The organism is Burkholderia sp. AU33545, assembly GCF_020419685.1.
Lineage (GTDB): Bacteria > Pseudomonadota > Gammaproteobacteria > Burkholderiales > Burkholderiaceae > Burkholderia > Burkholderia diffusa.
Map to the genome: position 1 here is coordinate 457,736 of NZ_JAIZRQ010000006.1, position 18,463 is coordinate 476,198.

The following is an 18,463-nucleotide window of genomic DNA, read 5'->3' on the forward strand; positions in this document are numbered from 1 at the left end:
GTCGTCGGCCGCGCGGCCGCCGTGCTCAGTCGGCCGCGGCTGGCACGAGCACCTCGCGGCTGCCGTTGATGCCCATCGGTGACACGAGTCCGGCCGCTTCCATCTGCTCGACGAGTCGCGCGGCGCGGTTGTAGCCGATGCGCAACTGGCGCTGCACCGACGAGATCGACGCGCGCCGCGTGCGCACGACGAACGCGACCGCTTCGTCGTACAGCGGATCGGCTTCCGCATCCGGCGCGTCGCCGAACAGGTCCTGCGTCGCGCCGTCGGCCGCCGGGCCGTCGAGAATCCCTTCCTCGTACTGCGGCTCGCCGAACTGCTTCAGGTATTCGACGACCCGGTGCACTTCCTCGTCTGCGACGAACGCGCCGTGCACGCGCTGCGGGTAGCCCGTGCCCGGCGGCAGGAACAGCATGTCGCCCTGGCCGAGCAGCGATTCGGCGCCCATCTGGTCGAGGATCGTGCGCGAGTCGATCTTCGACGACACCTGGAACGCGACGCGCGTCGGGATGTTCGCCTTGATGAGGCCGGTGATCACGTCGACGGACGGGCGCTGGGTCGCGAGGATCAGGTGGATGCCGGCCGCGCGCGCCTTCTGCGCGAGGCGGGCGATCAACTCCTCGATCTTCTTGCCGGCGACCATCATCAGGTCGGCCAGCTCGTCGATCACGACGACGATCAGCGGCAGCTTCGACAGCGGCTCGGGATCCTCGGGCGTCAGCGAGAACGGGTTGCCGATCTTCTTTTCCTTCGCCTCCGCGTCGCGGATCTTCTGGTTGAAGCCCGCGAGGTTGCGCACGCCGACGGCCGACATCAGGCGGTAGCGCTTCTCCATTTCACCGACGCACCAGTTCAGCGCGTTCGCCGCGAGCTTCATGTCGGTGACGACCGGCGCCAGCAGGTGCGGGATGCCTTCGTAGACCGACAGCTCGAGCATCTTCGGGTCGATCATGATGAGCCGCACGTCCTCGGGCGTCGCCTTGTACAGCAGCGACAGGATCATCGCGTTGATCGCGACCGACTTGCCCGAACCCGTCGTGCCGGCGACCAGCATGTGCGGCGCCTTCGCGAGATCGGTGACGACCGGGTGGCCGGTGATGTCCTTGCCCATCGCGATCGTCAACTGCGATGCCGAATGCTGGTACTGGCGCGATTCGAGGATTTCCGACAGGCGGATCATCTGGCGTTTCGCGTTCGGCAGCTCAAGGCCCATGCAGGTCTTGCCGGGAATCGTCTCGACGACGCGGATCGACGTGAGGCCGAGGCCGCGCGACAGATCCTTCATCAGGCCGACGATCTGGCTGCCGCGCACGCCGAGTGCGGGTTCGATCTCGAAGCGCGTGATCACCGGGCCCGCCGATGCGCCGACCACGGTCACCGGCACCTTGAACTCCTGCAGGCGTTGCTCGATGACCTGGGCGGTCTGCGCGAGGTGTTCCTCGGTGATCGTTTCGACGTCGTCGGAGGCAGGCTCAAGCAGGTCGAGCGTCGGCAGTTCGACGTTGAACGATGCGGGTGCGTGGAATTCGAACGCGTTCGGGCGCGGCTGGCGCGCGGGTGCGGCCGATGCGTCCGGGGCCGGGACGCTCGATTCCGCCGGAGCCGGCGGCATGGTGGTCCCGGAAAGCGTTGCGTCCGGAGGCGGTGCGGTCGTGACGGCCGGGATGGCGGTGCCGGTTGCCGCAGGCGTCGCGCCGGTGCCGGGCATGGACCAGCTCGCCGATGCAGCCGCGGGAGCCAGCGGGGTGGTGAACGACTGGGCCTGCGGCGCCGGTACGGACGCGATGGCGTGCGCCGGTGTCGCCGTGTCGATGGATTCGCCCGGTGCGGAGAAGGTTGGCATTGCCGACACAGGCGCCGTCGCGGAAGTCGGGGACGCGGCCGATGCCGTCGCGGCGGTGGTCGTGGCGAAGGAGGCCGGCGCGCTACCCGACGCCGCAGGCACGCCGCCAAACGCGGCGGGCGCAGCGGCACCGATCGTGCTCGTTTGGGCGAGCGCGCCGGAAGACGGCGCCGGGACGACCGACGCGGCAGGCGCGATGCCGGGTGCTGCGTGCGCTGCTCCGGCCGGCACGGCCTGCGTACCGGTCGACCAAGCGTCAGGCGTGCGGCTCGTCGGTGCTGCCGAAGGCGTTGCCGATGCGATCGACGTTGCGGTTGATGCGTTGCCGGACGGGGCGGTAGACGCGATCGCAGGCGACACCTGCGTGCTTTGCGCCGGCTGCAATCCGGTTGCGCTGAAGGACATGCCGGTCGATGCGGGTGCCGTCGCGGCTGCCACGATCGGCGCGGTCGCGGACGGCTGCGACGTGGCCGGACCGGAAGCATTCATCGCGGGCGTCAGGGCAGACGCCGCCGCCATGCCTGGAACGGCCGCGGAAGGTTGTGTCACGGTCACACCGTGGGCTCCGGTCGCAGTCGTCGGAGCAGACGTCGCCGCGGGTGCGAGCGGCTGCGCGGTGGGAAGGGCGGCGGCACCGGTCGAAGGCGTGTGGGCGGGTGTCGTCGGTGCGGGTGCCGGCGTGACCGTGGCCGATGCCGCGCCCGTGGTACCGAGCGCCGATGATGCCGCAGCCGGCACGTGACCGCTGGAACCGTATGCGATCCCCGTGGCGCCCGCCGGCGCGGACGGCTCAGCCGATGCAACGGGCGCTGCCGATGCGGGCGGTTGCGACGGCGACCAGGAGGCCGTGCTCGTCATGCCGGACAACGAAGGCGTAGCGGCGGCAGGTGTGCTGTTCGACGTGTTCGCGAGTGCCGGTGCAGCAGAGCCCGGCGCGGTGCCGGCGCGCGACGACGCGGCAGTTGACGAAATCGTCTGCGCAGGAGCGGGGGATTCAGCGGACAACGGCTTCGACCACGATGCGGACGCAGGTTCCGCGATCGCGGATGTCGACGCCGCCGGTGCGGGTGGCATGGCGTGTTGCGTGCCGGCAGGCGATGGTGCGGTTTCTCCAGCGTGCTTTGCTGCTGCATGCCAGGCCGTTCCCGTCACGCCGCCTGCGGATGCGGCGTTCGACGTGTCCGAGGCTGCCGGCGCCGCTGCCGCGACGGGCATTGCATCGGCAAGCGACCACGTGGGCGTTGCCGCGATCGACGAAGCGGGGAGGGGAGCGGTCGGCGCGACCTGCTGGGCAGATTTCACGACGTCCCGAGCTGCTTGCGTGTCCTGTTTCGTATCGACCGATACGGCGGTATCGGCCGGCGGCGTGGATTGCGACTGGATCTGACCGACCCTCCCTGCGGCCGTTGCCGCATCGTTCGCATCTGCGGTGCGGCCCATGTCGCTTGCCGTGGACGTAGCGGCGGCCGGATGCGTATTGACAGATTCACTCGTCGCCGCCGACTCGTCCGTGCCGGACAGCTGCGCGGCAATCAGGTTTTCATGCGATGCGCCGAGTCTGGAAACCTGCGCGCTGACGATGTCTTCCCACGGTGCAAAGTCGATCGGGGAATCGAGTGCCGGCGCGGCGGGCGCATCGGCGTCCGCCTGACGCGTCGGTGCATCGGTCTCGACGCCGGGATCCGGTGCGGCATGCCGCGCAGTTTCACCGAAGGCCGGAATGCTCGTACCAACATCGACAGCGGGCATGCGCACGCTCGGCTCGGCCGGCATGAACGCATCCAGCACGATCGGTGCGTCGTCGTATGCCGGCGCGGCTTCGCGCGAAAGGCCTGCGTCGCGGGGCGCGGCCTGATGCGCGCCCGCAACGATCCCGGCGGGTACGACCGTCGATGCCGACGCCGTGACGCTCCCTGCCGCCGCAACCGCGCCGGCCAAGGTCGTCGCGGCGGCCGTCGCCGGTGCCGCATCGGGTGTACGCACATCGTCCAGCGTCGCCCATTGCGCAGTGCTGGCCTCGATCGAGCGCAGCGTGTCGTGAACGCTCGGCGCCGGCGTGATCGGCTCCGCGGGCTGCTGCACCCATGCGTAGAGCGGTGCGCGCGCGGGGACCGGTGCCGCGGGGCGGCGCCGTGTCGCGTCGGGCGACGGGCCGGCGGCGCCTGCGCCCGCCACTGGGCGTGCGGGCGTGCGCGGTGGCGTCGCGGCGGCCGGGCGCGGCGTGACCACGGTGCGCGGCGCGGCCGGCTGCTTCGATGCGGCCGCGGCTGGTCGCGCGGTGGTCGGTTGCGGCCGAACGGGCTCGAACCCGGCCGGAAGCGGGGCCGGATTCGGGCGCGGCACCTGTGCGTTCGCGGCGGCCCGCGCGAGGCTGGCGGTGCTGCCGGTCGTCGGCGGCGGCATGGCGTTCGTCGTGCCCGGTGCGGGCGGCGGGGGCACGCGATGGGCCGATGTCGGCTTCAGCCAGCCCGACGGCGCGACCGGCTCGGTGAGCGGACGCGGCGCTGCGTTGCCGCGCGGCTTCGGCCGGGCTTGCGGATCGGGTTTCCACAACGTTGGGCGCGAATAGCGGCCATTCTGGCGCGGCGCCATCGAGTTGACGGTGTGTGCGGTGGTCGGCTGCACGATGTCGTCGTCGCGATGCAGCGCGCTGCGCGGCAGGTCGGCGACGCCGCGCACGTCGTCGTCGACGTCGCGCGCGAGCTTGACGCCGAACGACGTGTCGACCCACGCGGCGAACTGCCGCCAGCCGATGCCGGTCAGCCACGGCAGGCCCGCGAAGAACAGCACGACCATCGCGACCGGCGTGCCGATCGGGCCGAGCACATGCGCGAAGCCGTTCGAGAACGCGTGGCCGAGCGCGTTCGTGTCGGGGCCCGACAGCGGGCTCGTCAGCGCGCAGCTCGCGATGAACACGGCCGCGAAGCCGAGCCACAGGCGAATCGAGCCGCGGCCGGCGAGTCCGCCGCCGCCGGGCAGCATCGCCTGAACGAGACGCCAGATGAGAAGGAGGAACCAGACGGCGGAGATGCCGAACCAGCCGAAGACAACCGTGTGCATGCTTTGATGAAACAGGAAGAGGGTGGGGAGCGCGGTGCGCGACCCGCCGAGTTTAACCGGCCGGCGAACAGGACTCTAAGGCAGCATGAAGGCGTCGAAGCGCTTCCAGGCCGCGGGACGCGTGCGTCCGGGATTCGCGCGCGGCGAAGGCGGCCGGTCGGCCTTCGCCCGCGCGCGGCATCAGGGGCTCCGGCGCGTGAAGGTCAGCGTTGCGCCGGCTTCGGTCACGATCTGCAGCTGCTGCGGCTCGCGCATCTGCACGCCGGTCTTCTCGATGTGCGCGAGCGCATCGAGGTACGCGTGTTCGAGCTGGCCGCCGAGTGTGTTCGTGCATGCCATGCGCGTGCCGGCCAGCGGCCCGAAGCTGAGCAGACCGTTCTTCAGCGCATAGGTGCCCATGTAGCGGTTGCAGCCGGAAAATCCGCTGGCGCGCCGGACGCCCGATTCGGTGGACAGCGCGAGCTTGATCGGCTCGCCGTTGTCGCCGTGCGGAATCGTGCGCGGCGTGCCGTCGGCGTTCACCCAGCTCGTGAGCTCCCAGCTCGTGTCGTCGAGCAGCTGGACGGCGGCGGGGTTGTACGGGTCGGGTGCGGGGGCGGCGGAATCGGGGTGGGTCGGCATCGCGCAGGCGGCGAGAAGCGTGGCAAGCGTCAACGCGCAGAGCGGCGCGCGCAACGGGCGAAGCAGGCCGGTGCGTGCGCGTGCGGCGGCGGACAGGTGGGACATGAGCCTCGTTCCTCATCGGATTCTGATCAAGCCGTAAGAGTAACGCACCCGCCCCGCGCGAGGCGAGCCGACACTTCGCGCGCGAAAACGTTCGCATCCCGCCCGCGGGCCTCGCGCGGCGGGGCCGCGAAACGACGAAACCGGCCGGACCGGCGCGGGTGCGCGTGTTAACATCGAAGCCGTTTTCGTCCTCCAACAGAACCAGCGGGAAATCACATGCAGATCGGTCAGCGGCTCGGTACGCCGCTTTCACCCTCGGCCACGCGCGTCATGCTGCTCGGCGCGGGCGAACTCGGCAAGGAAGTCATCATCGCGTTGCAGCGTCTCGGCGTCGAAGTCGTCGCGGTCGACCGTTATCCGGACGCGCCTGGCCACCAGGTCGCGCATCGCGCGCACGTGATCGACATGACCGACGCCGCCGCGCTGCGCGCGGTCGTCGAGGCCGAGCGCCCGCACCTGATCGTGCCGGAGATCGAGGCGATCGCGACCGATGCGCTCGCGGCGATCGAGGCGGCCGGCCTGGCCGAGGTGATCCCGACCGCGCGCGCGACGCAGCTCACGATGAACCGCGAAGGCATCCGCCGCCTCGCGGCCGAGGAGCTTGGGCTGGCGACTTCGCCGTATGCGTTCGCCGAGTCGTTCGACGCGTTCAGCGCGGCCGTCGCGAAGATCGGCATGCCGTGCGTCGTGAAGCCGGTGATGTCGTCGTCGGGCAAGGGGCAGTCGGTCGTGCGGACCGAGGCCGACGTGAAACCGGCCTGGGATTACGCGATGGCGGGCGGCCGCGTGAACCACGGCCGCGTGATCGTCGAGGGCTTCATCGATTTCGAATACGAGATCACGCAGCTGACCGTGCGCGCGATCGATCCGGCGACGCTCGAGACGCGCACCTACTTTTGCGAGCCGGTCGGGCACGTGCAGGTGGCGGGCGATTACGTCGAATCGTGGCAGCCGCAGCCGATGAGCGCCGTCGCACTGGAAAAGTCGCGCGAGATCGCGCACAAGGTGACCGAGGCGCTCGGCGGGCGAGGGCTGTTCGGCGTCGAGCTGTTCGTGCGCGGCGACCAAGTCTGGTTCTCCGAGGTGAGCCCGCGGCCGCATGACACCGGCCTCGTGACGCTCGCGTCGCAGCGCCAGTCGGAATTCGAACTGCACGCGCGCGCGATTCTCGGGCTGCCGGTCGATCCGACGCTCGGCTCGCCGGCCGCGTCGGCGGTGATCTACGGCGGGCTCGACGAACGCGGCATCGCGTTCGAGGGCGTGCGCGACGCGCTGGCCGTGCCGGGCGCCGACCTGCGCCTGTTCGGCAAACCGGAGAGCTTCGCGAAGCGGCGCATGGGCGTCGCCCTCGCGACCGGCGCGACCGTCGACGAAGCCCGTGAACGCGCGAAGCGCGCCGCGGCGGCCGTGCGGCCCGTGTCGGCGCGCTGACCAGACGAGGAGCGCGCGATGGCGTCGACATGGCGGGGGATCGGACGTATCGGCAAGGTGGGCGTCGCGCTGGCGCTGGTCGCGAGCCTCGCGGGGTGCGGCCTCGCGGCCGCGCCGTGCCGGGTCGTATCGGCCGGGCTGAAGATCGTGCCAGTCGTCGGCCATGTCGCGGCCGCGCCGACCGACGCGTGCGCCGACGTCATCGATCCCTGAGCGACGAACGCTCAACCCATAACCAACGATAACCGCGCGCCCCGTGAGGGCGCGCTTACACCCGTCTCGTGAGAGGACCTGCATGATTCGCCAAGCCTTCGCCGCGCTCGCGCTCGCCGGCACCGCCGTTTCCGTCGCGCATGCCGCGCAACTGACCGTCGAGGAGATCGACGCCGATTCGCGCCAGCAGGCGTTCTATCAGTGCGCGAACCAGAAGCAGCCGGTGCGGGTGTCGTACTGGCGCGCGGGCAACGGCCAGAGCTTCGCGCTGGTGCCGGTCAACGGGCAGCAGCTGCTGTTCGTCGATACCGTTTCGGCGTCTGGCGTGCGCTACCAGGCCGGACGCTATACGTGGTGGACGAAGGGCAAGGAAGGGACGCTGCGCGACGAGATCGCAGACCAGAATGCGGCACCGCTGCTGGGCGACTGCGTGCAGGTCGAGAAGAAGAAAAAGAAGAAGGGCTGAGCGCCGCACGCGATCGAATACGCCGTGCGGGCGTGCCGATTGCCGCGATCGATGCGGGCAGCCGGGTTCGACCGCGAGCCGGACCGCGGGGCAGGCGGCGCTCGGGTTCGCCGACCGCTTGCCGACTTCCCGAACCACACGCCCGCAATTCGACCCCTATTTTTCCCATCGGCCGATCGGGATAGCCCGGTCGCTTGATGCATCCGCCCGCGCCCGGCCTGCCGGAACTCGCCGCGAACCGCCACCGTGGACGTTCGCGGCGTTGTCACGGACAGATTGCCGCGCAGTGCTACAATACGGCCCTTTCCGCCGGCATTCGCGCCGAACGGAGTCCGCACGGCCTGTGGCGCCCGATGTTCGAAATGAACCGGTCCCAAGCGCCAGAGCGGCGCCGCGCGGCGCGCCGCGGCTCCGTCTACTTCCGAAATGTGATGAGCGCAGGCCCGGCCGGCCTGACGCACGATGTCCCCGCCGCGCCTTTTGAGCGAAACGCCACCATGTCCGATTCTGTCGCTAAGCCAGCCGACGCAACCTTCGATCAATTCGGCCTTGCCGCCGATATCCTGAAAGCCATTGCGGAGCAGGGTTATACGACGCCGACGCCGATCCAGGCGCAGGCCATTCCGGTCGTGCTCGCCGGCCGCGACGTCATGGGCGCCGCGCAAACGGGTACCGGCAAGACCGCGAGTTTCTCGCTGCCGATCCTCCAGCGGCTGCTGCCGCAGGCCAACACGAGCGCATCGCCCGCGCGCCACCCGGTGCGCGCGCTGATTCTCACGCCGACCCGCGAGCTCGCCGACCAGGTCGCCGCGAACGTGCATGCGTACGGGAAGCACACGCCGCTGCGCAGCGCGGTCGTGTTCGGCGGCGTCGACATGAACCCGCAGATGGCCGAGCTGCGCCGCGGCGTCGAGATCCTGATCGCGACGCCCGGCCGCCTGCTCGACCACGTGCAGCAGAAGACGGCGAACCTCGGGCAGGTGCAGATGCTCGTGCTCGACGAGGCCGACCGGATGCTCGACATGGGCTTCCTGCCGGATCTGCAGCGCATCCTGAACCTGCTGCCGAAGGAGCGTCAGACGCTGCTGTTTTCGGCCACTTTCTCGCCGGAAATCAAGAAGCTCGCGTCGACCTACCTGCGCAACCCGCAGACGATCGAGGTCGCGCGCAGCAACTCGACCAACGCGAACGTCACGCAGATCGTCTACGACGTCGCCGAAGGCGACAAGCAGGCCGCCGTCGTGCAGCTGCTGCGCGATCGCGGGCTCAAGCAGGTGATCGTGTTCTGCAACAGCAAGATTGGCGCAAGCCGGTTGGCCCGCAACCTCGAGCGCGACGGCGTGGTTGCGTCGGCGATCCACGGCGACAAGACACAGATCGAGCGGATGCAGGCCCTCGACGCGTTCAAGCGCGGCGAAATCGAGGCGCTGGTCGCGACCGACGTGGCCGCGCGCGGTCTCGACATCGCCGAACTGCCGGCCGTGATCAACTTCGACCTGCCGTTCAACGCGGAAGACTACGTGCACCGGATCGGCCGCACCGGCCGCGCGGGCGCGACGGGCGATGCGCTGTCGCTGTGCAGCCCGAACGAGCGCAAGCAGCTCGCCGATATCGAGAAGCTGATCAAGCGTCCGCTCGACGTGCAGACGCTCGCGATCGACAAGCCGGCGCGCCATCGTCACGACGAGCGTGGCGGCGATCGCGGGGGGGAGCGCAGTGGCGAACGCGGCGGCGAACGCGGCGGCCGCCGCGAGCGCGACGAGCATCGCGGTGCGTCGGGGCGTCGTTCGGGCGGTTCCGAGCGTGGCGGCCATCATCGTCGTCACGAGGCGCCGATCGACGATTTCTTCCTGAAGCCGTACGAACCGTCGGCGCCGGCGACACAGCCGGAAGAGACGAAGTCCGGGCAGCAGCCCGAGAAGAAGGGGCCGAAGCGTCAGGTCGCCGCGCTGCTCGGCGGCTTCGGAATGCCGCGCAAGCCGTCTGCGTAAGCGGGCGGTTCAGGCGGTCGGTGCGGCGCGCGAGCGCTGCCGCGGAAACGGGTGCATGCGATGAGCATGTGCCCGTTTTTCATTGGGCGAGACGATTCGTGACGAGGCCGTCGAGAGGAGGGATGACTTGTCGCGCGGGCAGCGGGGCTTCGGTGCAGGGTCGTCGGCGCGCGTCTGGTCTCCGGTCGATTCAGCGCCGACGAACTCCGGGACCTGGTCGATACGAACCGGGATCCTGCGAGCGACTCAGCCGGCGCGTGGCCCGAAGCGACGCGCCCACGCATCGGTCGCGGCCGCGTAGAACGCATCCATCGTGCCGCCCGACGGATCGCCATCGGCGGCAAGGCCGAGATGCGCGGCGGCGGCCCGCAGCGCCGGCAGCGGATCGTCGCGCTCGAGCGCGATCGCGCCGGTCTGCTTGCTGAGCTTTTCGCCGTTCGCATCGACGACGACGGGGACGTGCAGGTAGGCGGGCGTCGGCACGCCGAGACAGCGCTGCAGGTAGATCTGGCGCGCGGTCGAATCGAGCAGGTCGGCGCCGCGCACGACGTGGGTGATGCCCGCGTCGGCATCGTCGACCACGACCGCGAGCTGATACGCCCATTGGCCGTCCGCGCGCTTCAGCACGAAATCGCCGACTTCGGTCGCGAGGTTCTGCGCTTGCGTGCGCTGCCAGCGGTCGTCGAACGTGACGATCGCATCGTCGCCGTCCGGCACGCGCAGCCGCCATGCACGCGCGGGCTTGCCGTGCAGGCCGGTGCGGCAGGTGCCTGGATACGCGAGGGTCGTGTGGCGCTCGTGCGCGGCACGCAGCGAATCGGCGATTTCCTTGCGTGTGCAGCCGCACGGATAGACGAGACCCGCGGCGACGAGCCGTTCGAGCGCGGCTGCATAATCGGCATCGCGCGTGCTTTGCCACACGGGCGGCTCGTCGGGGGTCATGCCGAAATGCGCGAGCGTTGCGAGGATGTCGTCCGCAGCGCCGGGCACCGTGCGCGGGCCGTCGATGTCCTCGATGCGCACGAGCCACGCGCCGCCGTGCGCGCGCGCGTCGAGCCAGCTCGCGAGCGCACCGACCAGCGAGCCGAAATGCAGCGGGCCGGTGGGCGACGGCGCGAAGCGGCCGCGGTAGCCGTTCATCGGGGCGCGGAGCGACGCGCGCTTACGCGGCGCTGGCTGCCTGCGCGCAGGCCGGGCACGACTGGCCAGCCACGTAGCTCGGCGATTGCTGGGCTTCCGGCGTAACGACCGCGCGGCACGCGAAGCACGTGACGTTTTCGGTCGGCTGCAGTTGCGGGTTCAGCGCAGTGCGGTAGTCGAACACGAAGCAGTCGCCGTGATAGTGCGCGCCGCCGACTTCCTCGAAATACTTCAGGATCCCGCCCTCGAGCTGGTACACGTTCTCGATGCCGATTTCCTTCATGTGGATCGCTGCCTTCTCGCAGCGGATGCCGCCCGTGCAGAACGACACGACCGTCTTGCCCTCGAGATCGGCGCGGTTCGCGTCGATCACTTGCGGGAACTCGCTGAACTTGTCGATCCGGTAGTCGAGCGCGTCGTCGAACGTGCCGACGTCGACTTCGAACGCGTTGCGCGTGTCGAGCATCACGACCGGGCGGCCGGCATCGTCGTGGCCGCGGTCGAGCCACGCCTTCAGCGTGCGCGCGTCGACCGACGGCGCGCGGCCGAGCTCCGGCTTGATCGCGGGCTTCTTCATCGTGATGATCTCGCGCTTCAGGCGTACGAGCATCCGGCGGAACGGCTGCGAGTCGGACAGGCTCTCCTTGAACTGCAGCGTCGCAAACTTGCCTTCGAACAGCGGATCGTGGCGGATGTAGTCGATGAACGCGTCGGTCGCTTCGCGCGGGCCGGCGATGAACAGGTTGATGCCTTCCGGCGCGAGCAGGATCGTACCGCGCAGGCCGAGTTCGTTGCAGCGGGCGGTGACGAGCGGGCGCCATTGCTCGGTCGCGTCGAGTGACACGAAGTGGTAGGCGGCAAGGTTGACGATGGTCATGATGGTCCGACGGGAAAACGGCCGCGGCCGTGCGGCGGGCGCACGGCGGCCCCGCAAAAAAGGGTGCGAAGCCGGGGCGATGATTCGAAAACCCGTATTATCCCGCAAACTGCGCATGCACCGGCACCTGACCATTCGGCCGACGTCGCGCGCATCGGCCGAACGGCCGGGCGTGGGGATTTTTTGGGCAGCCGGCGCGACGACGCGGCTACAATATCGCCCATGTCAGATCCCCGCTTCGTCCATCTTCGCGTTCACTCCGAATTCTCGATTGCCGACGGCATCGTGCGTCTCGACGACATCGTCAAGGCGGCAGCCGCGGACGGTCAGGGCGCGCTCGCCCTCACCGATCTCGGCAACGCATTCGGCCTCGTCCGTTTCTACCAGGAAGCCCGCGGCAAGGGCATCAAGCCGATCGCCGGCTGCGACGTCTGGATCACCAATCCGGACGATCGCGACAAACCGTCGCGCCTGTTGCTGCTGGTGAAGGACAAGGTCGGCTACCTGAACCTGTGCGAGCTGCTCTCGAAGGCGTGGCTCACGAACCAGTATCGCGGCCGCGCGGAGCTTGATGCGAGCTGGCTCGACGGCGAGCTCTCGCACGGGCTGCTCGCGCTGTCGGGTGCGCAGCAGGGCGATATCGGGCTCGCGTTCGCGGCCGGTAACGAGGAAGCCGCGCGCCGGCATGCCGAGCGCTGGGCGAAGGTGTTCCCGGGCGGCTTCTACATCGAACTGCAGCGTTACGGTCAGCCGGGCGCCGAGGCGTACATCCAGCAGGCTGCGACGCTCGCCGCGTCGCTGAAGCTGCCGGTCGTCGCGACGCATCCGACGCAGTTCATGACCGATGACGACTTCACCGCGCACGAAGCGCGCGTGTGCATCTCGGAAGGCGACATGCTCGCGAATCCGCGACGCCAGAAGCGCTTCACGACCGATCAGTATTTCCGCACGCAGGACGACATGGTCGCGTTGTTCGCTGACTTGCCGTCGGCGGTCGCGAACACGGTCGAGATCGCGAAGCGCTGCAACCTGAAGCTCGAGCTCGGCAAGCCGAAGCTGCCGCTGTTTCCGACGCCGGACGGCATGTCGCTCGACGACTACCTGGTCCAGCTGTCGAAGGAAGGGCTCGAGAAGCGCCTCGAACAGCTGTATCCGGACGCGGCGGAGCGCGAAGCGCAGCGCGAGACGTACTACAAGCGGCTCGAGTTCGAGTGCGGGACCATCACGAAGATGGGCTTCCCGGGCTACTTCCTGATCGTTGCGGACTTCATCAACTGGGCGAAGAACAACGGTGTGCCGGTCGGCCCGGGTCGCGGCTCGGGCGCCGGTTCGCTGGTCGCGTACGCGCTCGGCATCACCGATCTGGACCCGCTGCGTTACAACCTGCTGTTCGAGCGATTCCTGAATCCGGAGCGCGTGTCGATGCCCGACTTCGACATCGACTTCTGCCAGCACGGCCGCGATCGCGTGATCCAGTACGTGAAGGAAAAATACGGCGCGGACGCCGTGTCGCAGATCGCCACTTTCGGCACGATGGCGGCAAAGGCTGCCGTGCGCGACATCGGCCGCGTGCTCGACCTCGGCTACATGTTCACCGACGGCGTCGCGAAGCTGATCCCGTTCAAGCCCGGCAAGCACGTGACCATCGCCGACGCGATGAAGGAAGAGCCGCAACTGCAGGAGCGCTACGACCACGAGGACGAAGTGCACCAGCTGCTCGACCTCGCGCAGCGCGTCGAGGGCCTGACGCGTAACGTCGGGATGCACGCGGGCGGCGTGCTCATCGCGCCGGGCAAGCTGACCGACTTCTGCCCGCTGTACACGCAGGGCGACGACGGCGGCGTCGTCAGCCAGTACGACAAGGACGACGTCGAAGCCGTCGGCCTCGTGAAGTTCGACTTTCTGGGCCTCACGACGCTGACGATCCTCGACTGGGCCGAGCGCTATATCCGCCGTCTCGATGCGTCGAAGGCCGACTGGTCGCTCGCGCAGGTGCCGCTCGACGATCCGGCATCATTCCAGATCCTGAAGAAGGCCAACACGGTCGCCGTGTTCCAGCTGGAAAGCCGCGGGATGCAGGGCATGCTGAAGGACGCGCAGCCCGACCGTTTCGAGGACATTATCGCGCTCGTGTCGTTGTACCGTCCGGGCCCGATGGACCTGATCCCGAGCTTCTGCGCACGGAAGCACGGCCGCGAGAAGGTCGACTATCCGGATCCGCGCGTCGAACCCGTCCTGAAAGAGACCTACGGCATCATGGTCTATCAGGAGCAGGTGATGCAGATGGCGCAGATCATCGGCGGCTACTCGCTCGGTGGCGCCGACCTGCTGCGTCGCGCGATGGGCAAGAAGAAGCCCGAGGAGATGGCCAAGCACCGCGAGATCTTCGCCGAGGGTGCGGCGAAGAACGGCCTCACGCGCGAGAAGTCCGACGAGATCTTCGACCTGATGGAGAAGTTCGCGGGCTACGGCTTCAACAAGTCGCACGCGGCGGCCTACGCGCTGCTCGCGTATTACACCGCGTGGCTGAAGGCGCACCATCCGGCCGAATTCATGGCGGCCAACATGACGCTCGCGATGGACGACACCGACAAGGTGAAGATCCTGTTCGACGACTGCGTCGTGAACAACCTCACCGTGCTGCCGCCGGACATCAACCAGTCGCATTACCGGTTCGAGCCCGTCGCGGAAGCCGACGGCAAGCGCTCGCGCACGATCCGCTACGGTCTCGGCGCGGTGAAGGGCAGCGGCCAGAACGCGATCGAGGAGATCCTGCGCGCGCGCGAGGAAAAGCCGTTCACCGACCTGTTCGATTTCTGCGAGCGGATCGACCGGCGGGTCGTCAACCGCCGCACGGTCGAGGCGCTGATCCGTGCCGGCGCGTTCGATTCGCTGAACGCCAATCGCGCGCAGATGCTCGCGTCGGTGCCGCTCGCGATGGAAGCGGCCGACCAGGCCGCGGCGAACGCGATGCAGGCCGGCCTGTTCGACATGGGGGCCGAGTCGCCGCACGCGCATGCGCTCGTTGACGAACCCGCGTGGGACGACAAGCGCCGCCTGCAGGAAGAAAAGGGCGCGCTCGGCTTCTATCTGTCCGGGCACCTGTTCGATGCGTATCGCGACGAAGTGCGCCGGTTCGTGCGGCAGAAGGTCGGCGACCTGAAGGAAGGGCGCGACAAGCTCGTCGCGGGCATCATCGCATCGCTGCGCACGCAGATGACCCAGCGCGGCAAGATGCTGATCGCGTTGCTCGACGACGGTTCGGGCCAGTGCGAGATCACGATCTTCAACGAGCAATTCGAGGCGAACAAGGCGCTGTTCAAGGAGGACGAACTGCTGATCGTGCAGGGGCAGGCGCGCAACGACGCGTTCACCGGCGGCATCCGTTTCACGGCCGACACGGTGATGGATCTCGAGCGCGCGCGCAGCCGCTACGCGCAGGCGGTGCGTCTCACGATGAACGGCAATGCGGATGCGGCGGCGCTGCGCCGCGTGCTCGAGCCGCACGTGTCGAAGGACGATCCGGCGGCCGCGCAGGCGGTCGAGGCGCCCGCGCCGCGCGGTGGCGGGCGCGATGGCGGCCGTCGCCCGCAGGCGCCGCTGCCGAACGGGCTCGCGGTCCAGATTCACTACAGCAACGCGCGCGCGCAGGGTGAAATGCGTCTCGGCGACGCGTGGCGCGTCAAACCCAGCGACACGTTGCTCTCGGAGTTGCGTGCGACGTTCGACGGCAGCATCGTCGAAATCACGTACTGAGCGCCCCCCGCCGGACGGCCGTCGCCTGCATGGCCCGTCGCATCGCCATCGTGCGGTGCGGCGGGCCGTTTTCATTTCGGCGGGTGCTTGGGGCCGTCATCCGAACGCTATACAATCCCTCGCGCGCGACGCAGATGCGGCGCCGGCTGCGGCACGTCCGTCGGCCGGAGGCGATATCGCGCGCTTGAAGACGGGGGCGGTTCAGCGCAGCACGCGATGCGGCGCGATGCCGCGAGCGACCGCGCGACGAGGCCGGCACGGGAAAGTACGCCAGGATGCCGGTCGGTACGCGACGATAAAAAAACCGACAGCACGACCACAACAATGGCCAACGGGAAACCGACGGGGCGGATCCTCGTGATCCGGATTGATTTTCTGGGCGACATGCTGTGCACGACCGCTTTTCTCGGCGCGCTGAAACAGCGCTGGCCCGATGCGGAACTGCACGTGGTCGCGAACCGCTACAACGCGGCCGCGCTGGCCGGCAATCCGGACGTGCACACGGTCCATACCTACGTGTACAGCCGTCAGTGCGAGCGCAACGACCGCCCGGGACGGATGCGCGCGTTCTTCGACAGGCTGCGGCTCGTGCGCAGGCTGCGCCGCTTGCGGTTCGACCTCGTGGTCGTGCCGAACGGCGGCATGCATCGCAGCAGCATCCAGTTCGCGCGGCAGCTCGGCGTGAAGGATTGCCGCTGGCACGATGCCGATTCAGAATTCGACGATCGCAAGCCCGAACACGTCGCGTCGCGGCCGATGTGCCATGAGGCGCTGTCGGGATTCCGGCTCGTGCCCGAGCTCGGCCGCACCGAGCTCGAGGGTCTCGCGCTGTCCGTCCACCCGGACAGCGCGCTGCAGGAAACGTGGTCTCGGCTGCTCGGGCCGCGCACGAAGCCGCGCGTCGGGCTCTTCGTGTCGAACAAGGCGGCCGAGCGGCGCTGGCCGGCCGATCGATGGCGCGACCTCGGCCGGCGGCTCGCACCGCTCGCCGACGTGATCGTGTTCCGCGATCCCGCCGTGTCGGCCGCGGCCGACCACGACAGGTGGCGGGATGTGAGCGCCCGGCATGTCGCGCCGTCGTCGGTCGCCGAACTGGTGGCCGCCGCGAGCCTGCTCGACGCGGTCGTGTCGGCCGACAGCGCGCCCGTTCATCTCGCGTCGGCGCTCGGCGTGCCGGTCGCCGCGCTGTTCGAGGACCGTCCCGAGAAATACCGGCGCTGGCATCCGCTCGGCGTGCCGCATGTGATCCTGCGGGCCGGCGCGACGGTCGACGCGATCGGCGTCGACGCGCTCGAGCGCGCGGTGCTTCATCTGTTGATGCCGGCCGGACAGCCCGACGACGCGATGGAGGCAGCGGTGCCGCTCCCGGCCGCCACGTTCGCGGCACCCGGGGTCGACGCATTCGTTTCGTAGCCCCGGGAAGCCAGGCGGCGACCGCATTGCCGGCAATGCCGTCGAACGGGCAAATGGGCACCAGGCGTTGCGATGGCCGCAGGCCCCGCCGTGCACGACGCGTCGTTGCCCGCCGCGATGCGGGGCGGGTGCCCCAGCAGCTACCGACCGCGGCGCGTTATCGGCGCCTGCGCCCGCCGCCACGCCACCGGCGGCAAAATCCTGTACATTGCGAGCCTTGTCCAGCCAGCTAGACGGAACGATCGCCGTGGCCCTGTTTTCTTCCGCCCGCCCGCCCAGAACCATCCTCGTCGCAGCCCCACGCCGCATCGGCGACGTGCTGCTGACGACGCCGCTCGTGCGTTCACTGAAGGCGCGCTGGCCCGACGCGCAGATCGACATGCTGGTGTTTCGTGGCACCGAGGGTGTGCTGGAGCACAACCCCGACGTGCGGCGCGTGATCGTCGTCGCGCAGCGTGCGGGGTTCCGGGAGCGTCTGCGCGACGCGCTGTCGATGTGGCGCCGCTACGATCTCGCGTGCGCGGCGCTGAGCTCCGACCGGCCGCGTTTCTACAGCTGGTTCGCCGGACGCAAGCGCGTCGGCCTCGTCGATCCGAACCGCGTCACCTGGCTGACTCGAATGATGCTGAACGGTATCGCGATCAATCATCACGAATCCGCGCATACGGTCGTCAGCACACTCGCGCTCGCACCGGTGATCGGCATCGAGCCGGTATCCGAAGTCGTCGCGCCGGGCATCGGCGACGATCCCGAGCGGCGCGCGCGATTCGACGCGTGGCTCGCGGAATCGCCGGCGATCCGCGAGGGCAAGCCGCTCGTGGTGCTGCATCCGTATCCGATGTTCCGCTACAAGCAATGGCGGCTCGAAGGCTGGGTCGAGATGATCGACTGGCTGCGCGCGCAGGGATTCGCGATCGCGCTGTCGGGCGGTCCGGCCGATCGCGAGCGCGAGTACGCGGAGCAGGTCGCGGCCGAGGCGGGCGGTGACGTGCTGAATCTGGTCGGTCGCCTGACGTTCGGCGAAAGCGCGGAACTGGTGCGGCGTGCGCGGCTCTTCATCGGGCCCGATACGGGCGCGACGCACGTTGCGGCCGCGACGGGCACCGACACGATCGCGCTGTTCGGTCCGTCCGATCCGGTGCGCTGGGGGCCGTGGCCGCAATACTGGCCCGCGACCGAGAACCCGTGGGCGCTGCGCGGTTCCGCACGGCACGGCAACGTTTGGCTGTTGCAGGGCGAGGGCGATTGCGTGCCGTGCCGGCACGAAGGCTGCGAGCGCCATGTCGACAGCCGTAGCGACTGCCTCGTCAATCTAGGCACGCAGCGCGTGAAGGCGGCGGCAGCCGAGATGCTCGGGCTGAATCCGCCGGGCGCCGCGGACGCGGTCATCGACACGTCGCGATTGCATCGCGCGCGTTCCGACTGACGCGTGAAGGCCTTGCGTTTCCTGATTTGAAAAGCGGGGGAGTGGCGACGCGTCGACGGCGCGCGGCCGTGCTTCAGGCAGCGGCGCGCGTGCGCCGCCATTGAAGCCCGAGAGGCCGAAC

General features: G+C 69.2%; 11 protein-coding genes. 7 read left to right on the forward strand and 4 right to left on the reverse strand.

Annotated features, from left to right (window positions below):
* Positions 1-25: 25 nt before the first annotated feature.
* Together LGM71_RS22320 and LGM71_RS22325 are read right to left on the reverse strand one after the other, a co-directional pair.
* On the reverse strand, positions 26-4,903 hold the full coding sequence (locus LGM71_RS22320; protein ID WP_226116434.1) for a DNA translocase FtsK: 4,878 nt from the start codon (positions 4,901-4,903) through the stop codon (positions 26-28).
* Positions 4,904-5,083: 180 nt separating this feature from the next.
* Positions 5,084-5,629 (reverse strand): META domain-containing protein, encoded by a 546-nt coding sequence (locus tag LGM71_RS22325; protein ID WP_059600375.1) that lies wholly within the window; start codon positions 5,627-5,629, stop codon positions 5,084-5,086.
* A 216-nt stretch (positions 5,630-5,845) separates the two neighbouring features.
* On the opposite strand from LGM71_RS22325, the gene purT reads away from it, so the two are divergent.
* From purT to LGM71_RS22345, 4 genes are all read left to right on the forward strand, one after another.
* Complete coding sequence (gene purT, locus LGM71_RS22330) at positions 5,846-7,060, forward strand: formate-dependent phosphoribosylglycinamide formyltransferase (protein ID WP_059600376.1); 1,215 nt, start codon at positions 5,846-5,848, stop codon at positions 7,058-7,060.
* Positions 7,061-7,078: 18 nt separating this feature from the next.
* Positions 7,079-7,273, forward strand: coding sequence for a DUF6726 family protein (locus tag LGM71_RS22335; protein WP_059600377.1), 195 nt, complete (start codon positions 7,079-7,081; stop codon positions 7,271-7,273).
* Between the two features lie 82 nt (positions 7,274-7,355).
* Positions 7,356-7,739, forward strand: coding sequence for an MliC family protein (locus LGM71_RS22340; protein ID WP_124903341.1), 384 nt, complete (start codon positions 7,356-7,358; stop codon positions 7,737-7,739).
* A gap of 431 nt (positions 7,740-8,170) precedes the next feature.
* A complete protein-coding gene (locus LGM71_RS22345) occupies positions 8,171-9,730 on the forward strand; it encodes a DEAD/DEAH box helicase (RefSeq protein WP_059600454.1) in 1,560 nt (519 codons plus the stop codon).
* A 246-nt stretch (positions 9,731-9,976) separates the two neighbouring features.
* On the opposite strand, the gene gluQRS is transcribed toward LGM71_RS22345, so the two are convergent.
* Together gluQRS and LGM71_RS22355 are read right to left on the reverse strand one after the other, a co-directional pair.
* Positions 9,977-10,870 (reverse strand): tRNA glutamyl-Q(34) synthetase GluQRS, encoded by an 894-nt coding sequence (gene gluQRS / locus LGM71_RS22350; protein ID WP_124626803.1) that lies wholly within the window; start codon positions 10,868-10,870, stop codon positions 9,977-9,979.
* 22 nt (positions 10,871-10,892) lie between these two features.
* Complete coding sequence (locus LGM71_RS22355) at positions 10,893-11,747, reverse strand: sulfurtransferase (protein ID WP_226116436.1); 855 nt, start codon at positions 11,745-11,747, stop codon at positions 10,893-10,895.
* A gap of 222 nt (positions 11,748-11,969) precedes the next feature.
* On the opposite strand from LGM71_RS22355, the gene dnaE reads away from it, so the two are divergent.
* From dnaE to LGM71_RS22370, 3 genes are all read left to right on the forward strand, one after another.
* A complete protein-coding gene (gene dnaE, locus LGM71_RS22360; RefSeq protein WP_174906350.1) occupies positions 11,970-15,503 on the forward strand; it encodes a DNA polymerase III subunit alpha in 3,534 nt (1,177 codons plus the stop codon).
* Positions 15,504-15,827: 324 nt separating this feature from the next.
* Positions 15,828-16,916, forward strand: coding sequence for a glycosyltransferase family 9 protein (locus tag LGM71_RS22365; RefSeq protein WP_226116437.1), 1,089 nt, complete (start codon positions 15,828-15,830; stop codon positions 16,914-16,916).
* A gap of 247 nt (positions 16,917-17,163) precedes the next feature.
* Entirely contained in the window at positions 17,164-18,342 is a 1,179-nt protein-coding gene (locus LGM71_RS22370) for a glycosyltransferase family 9 protein (protein ID WP_124626811.1), read from the forward strand.
* Positions 18,343-18,463: the final 121 nt, after the last annotated feature.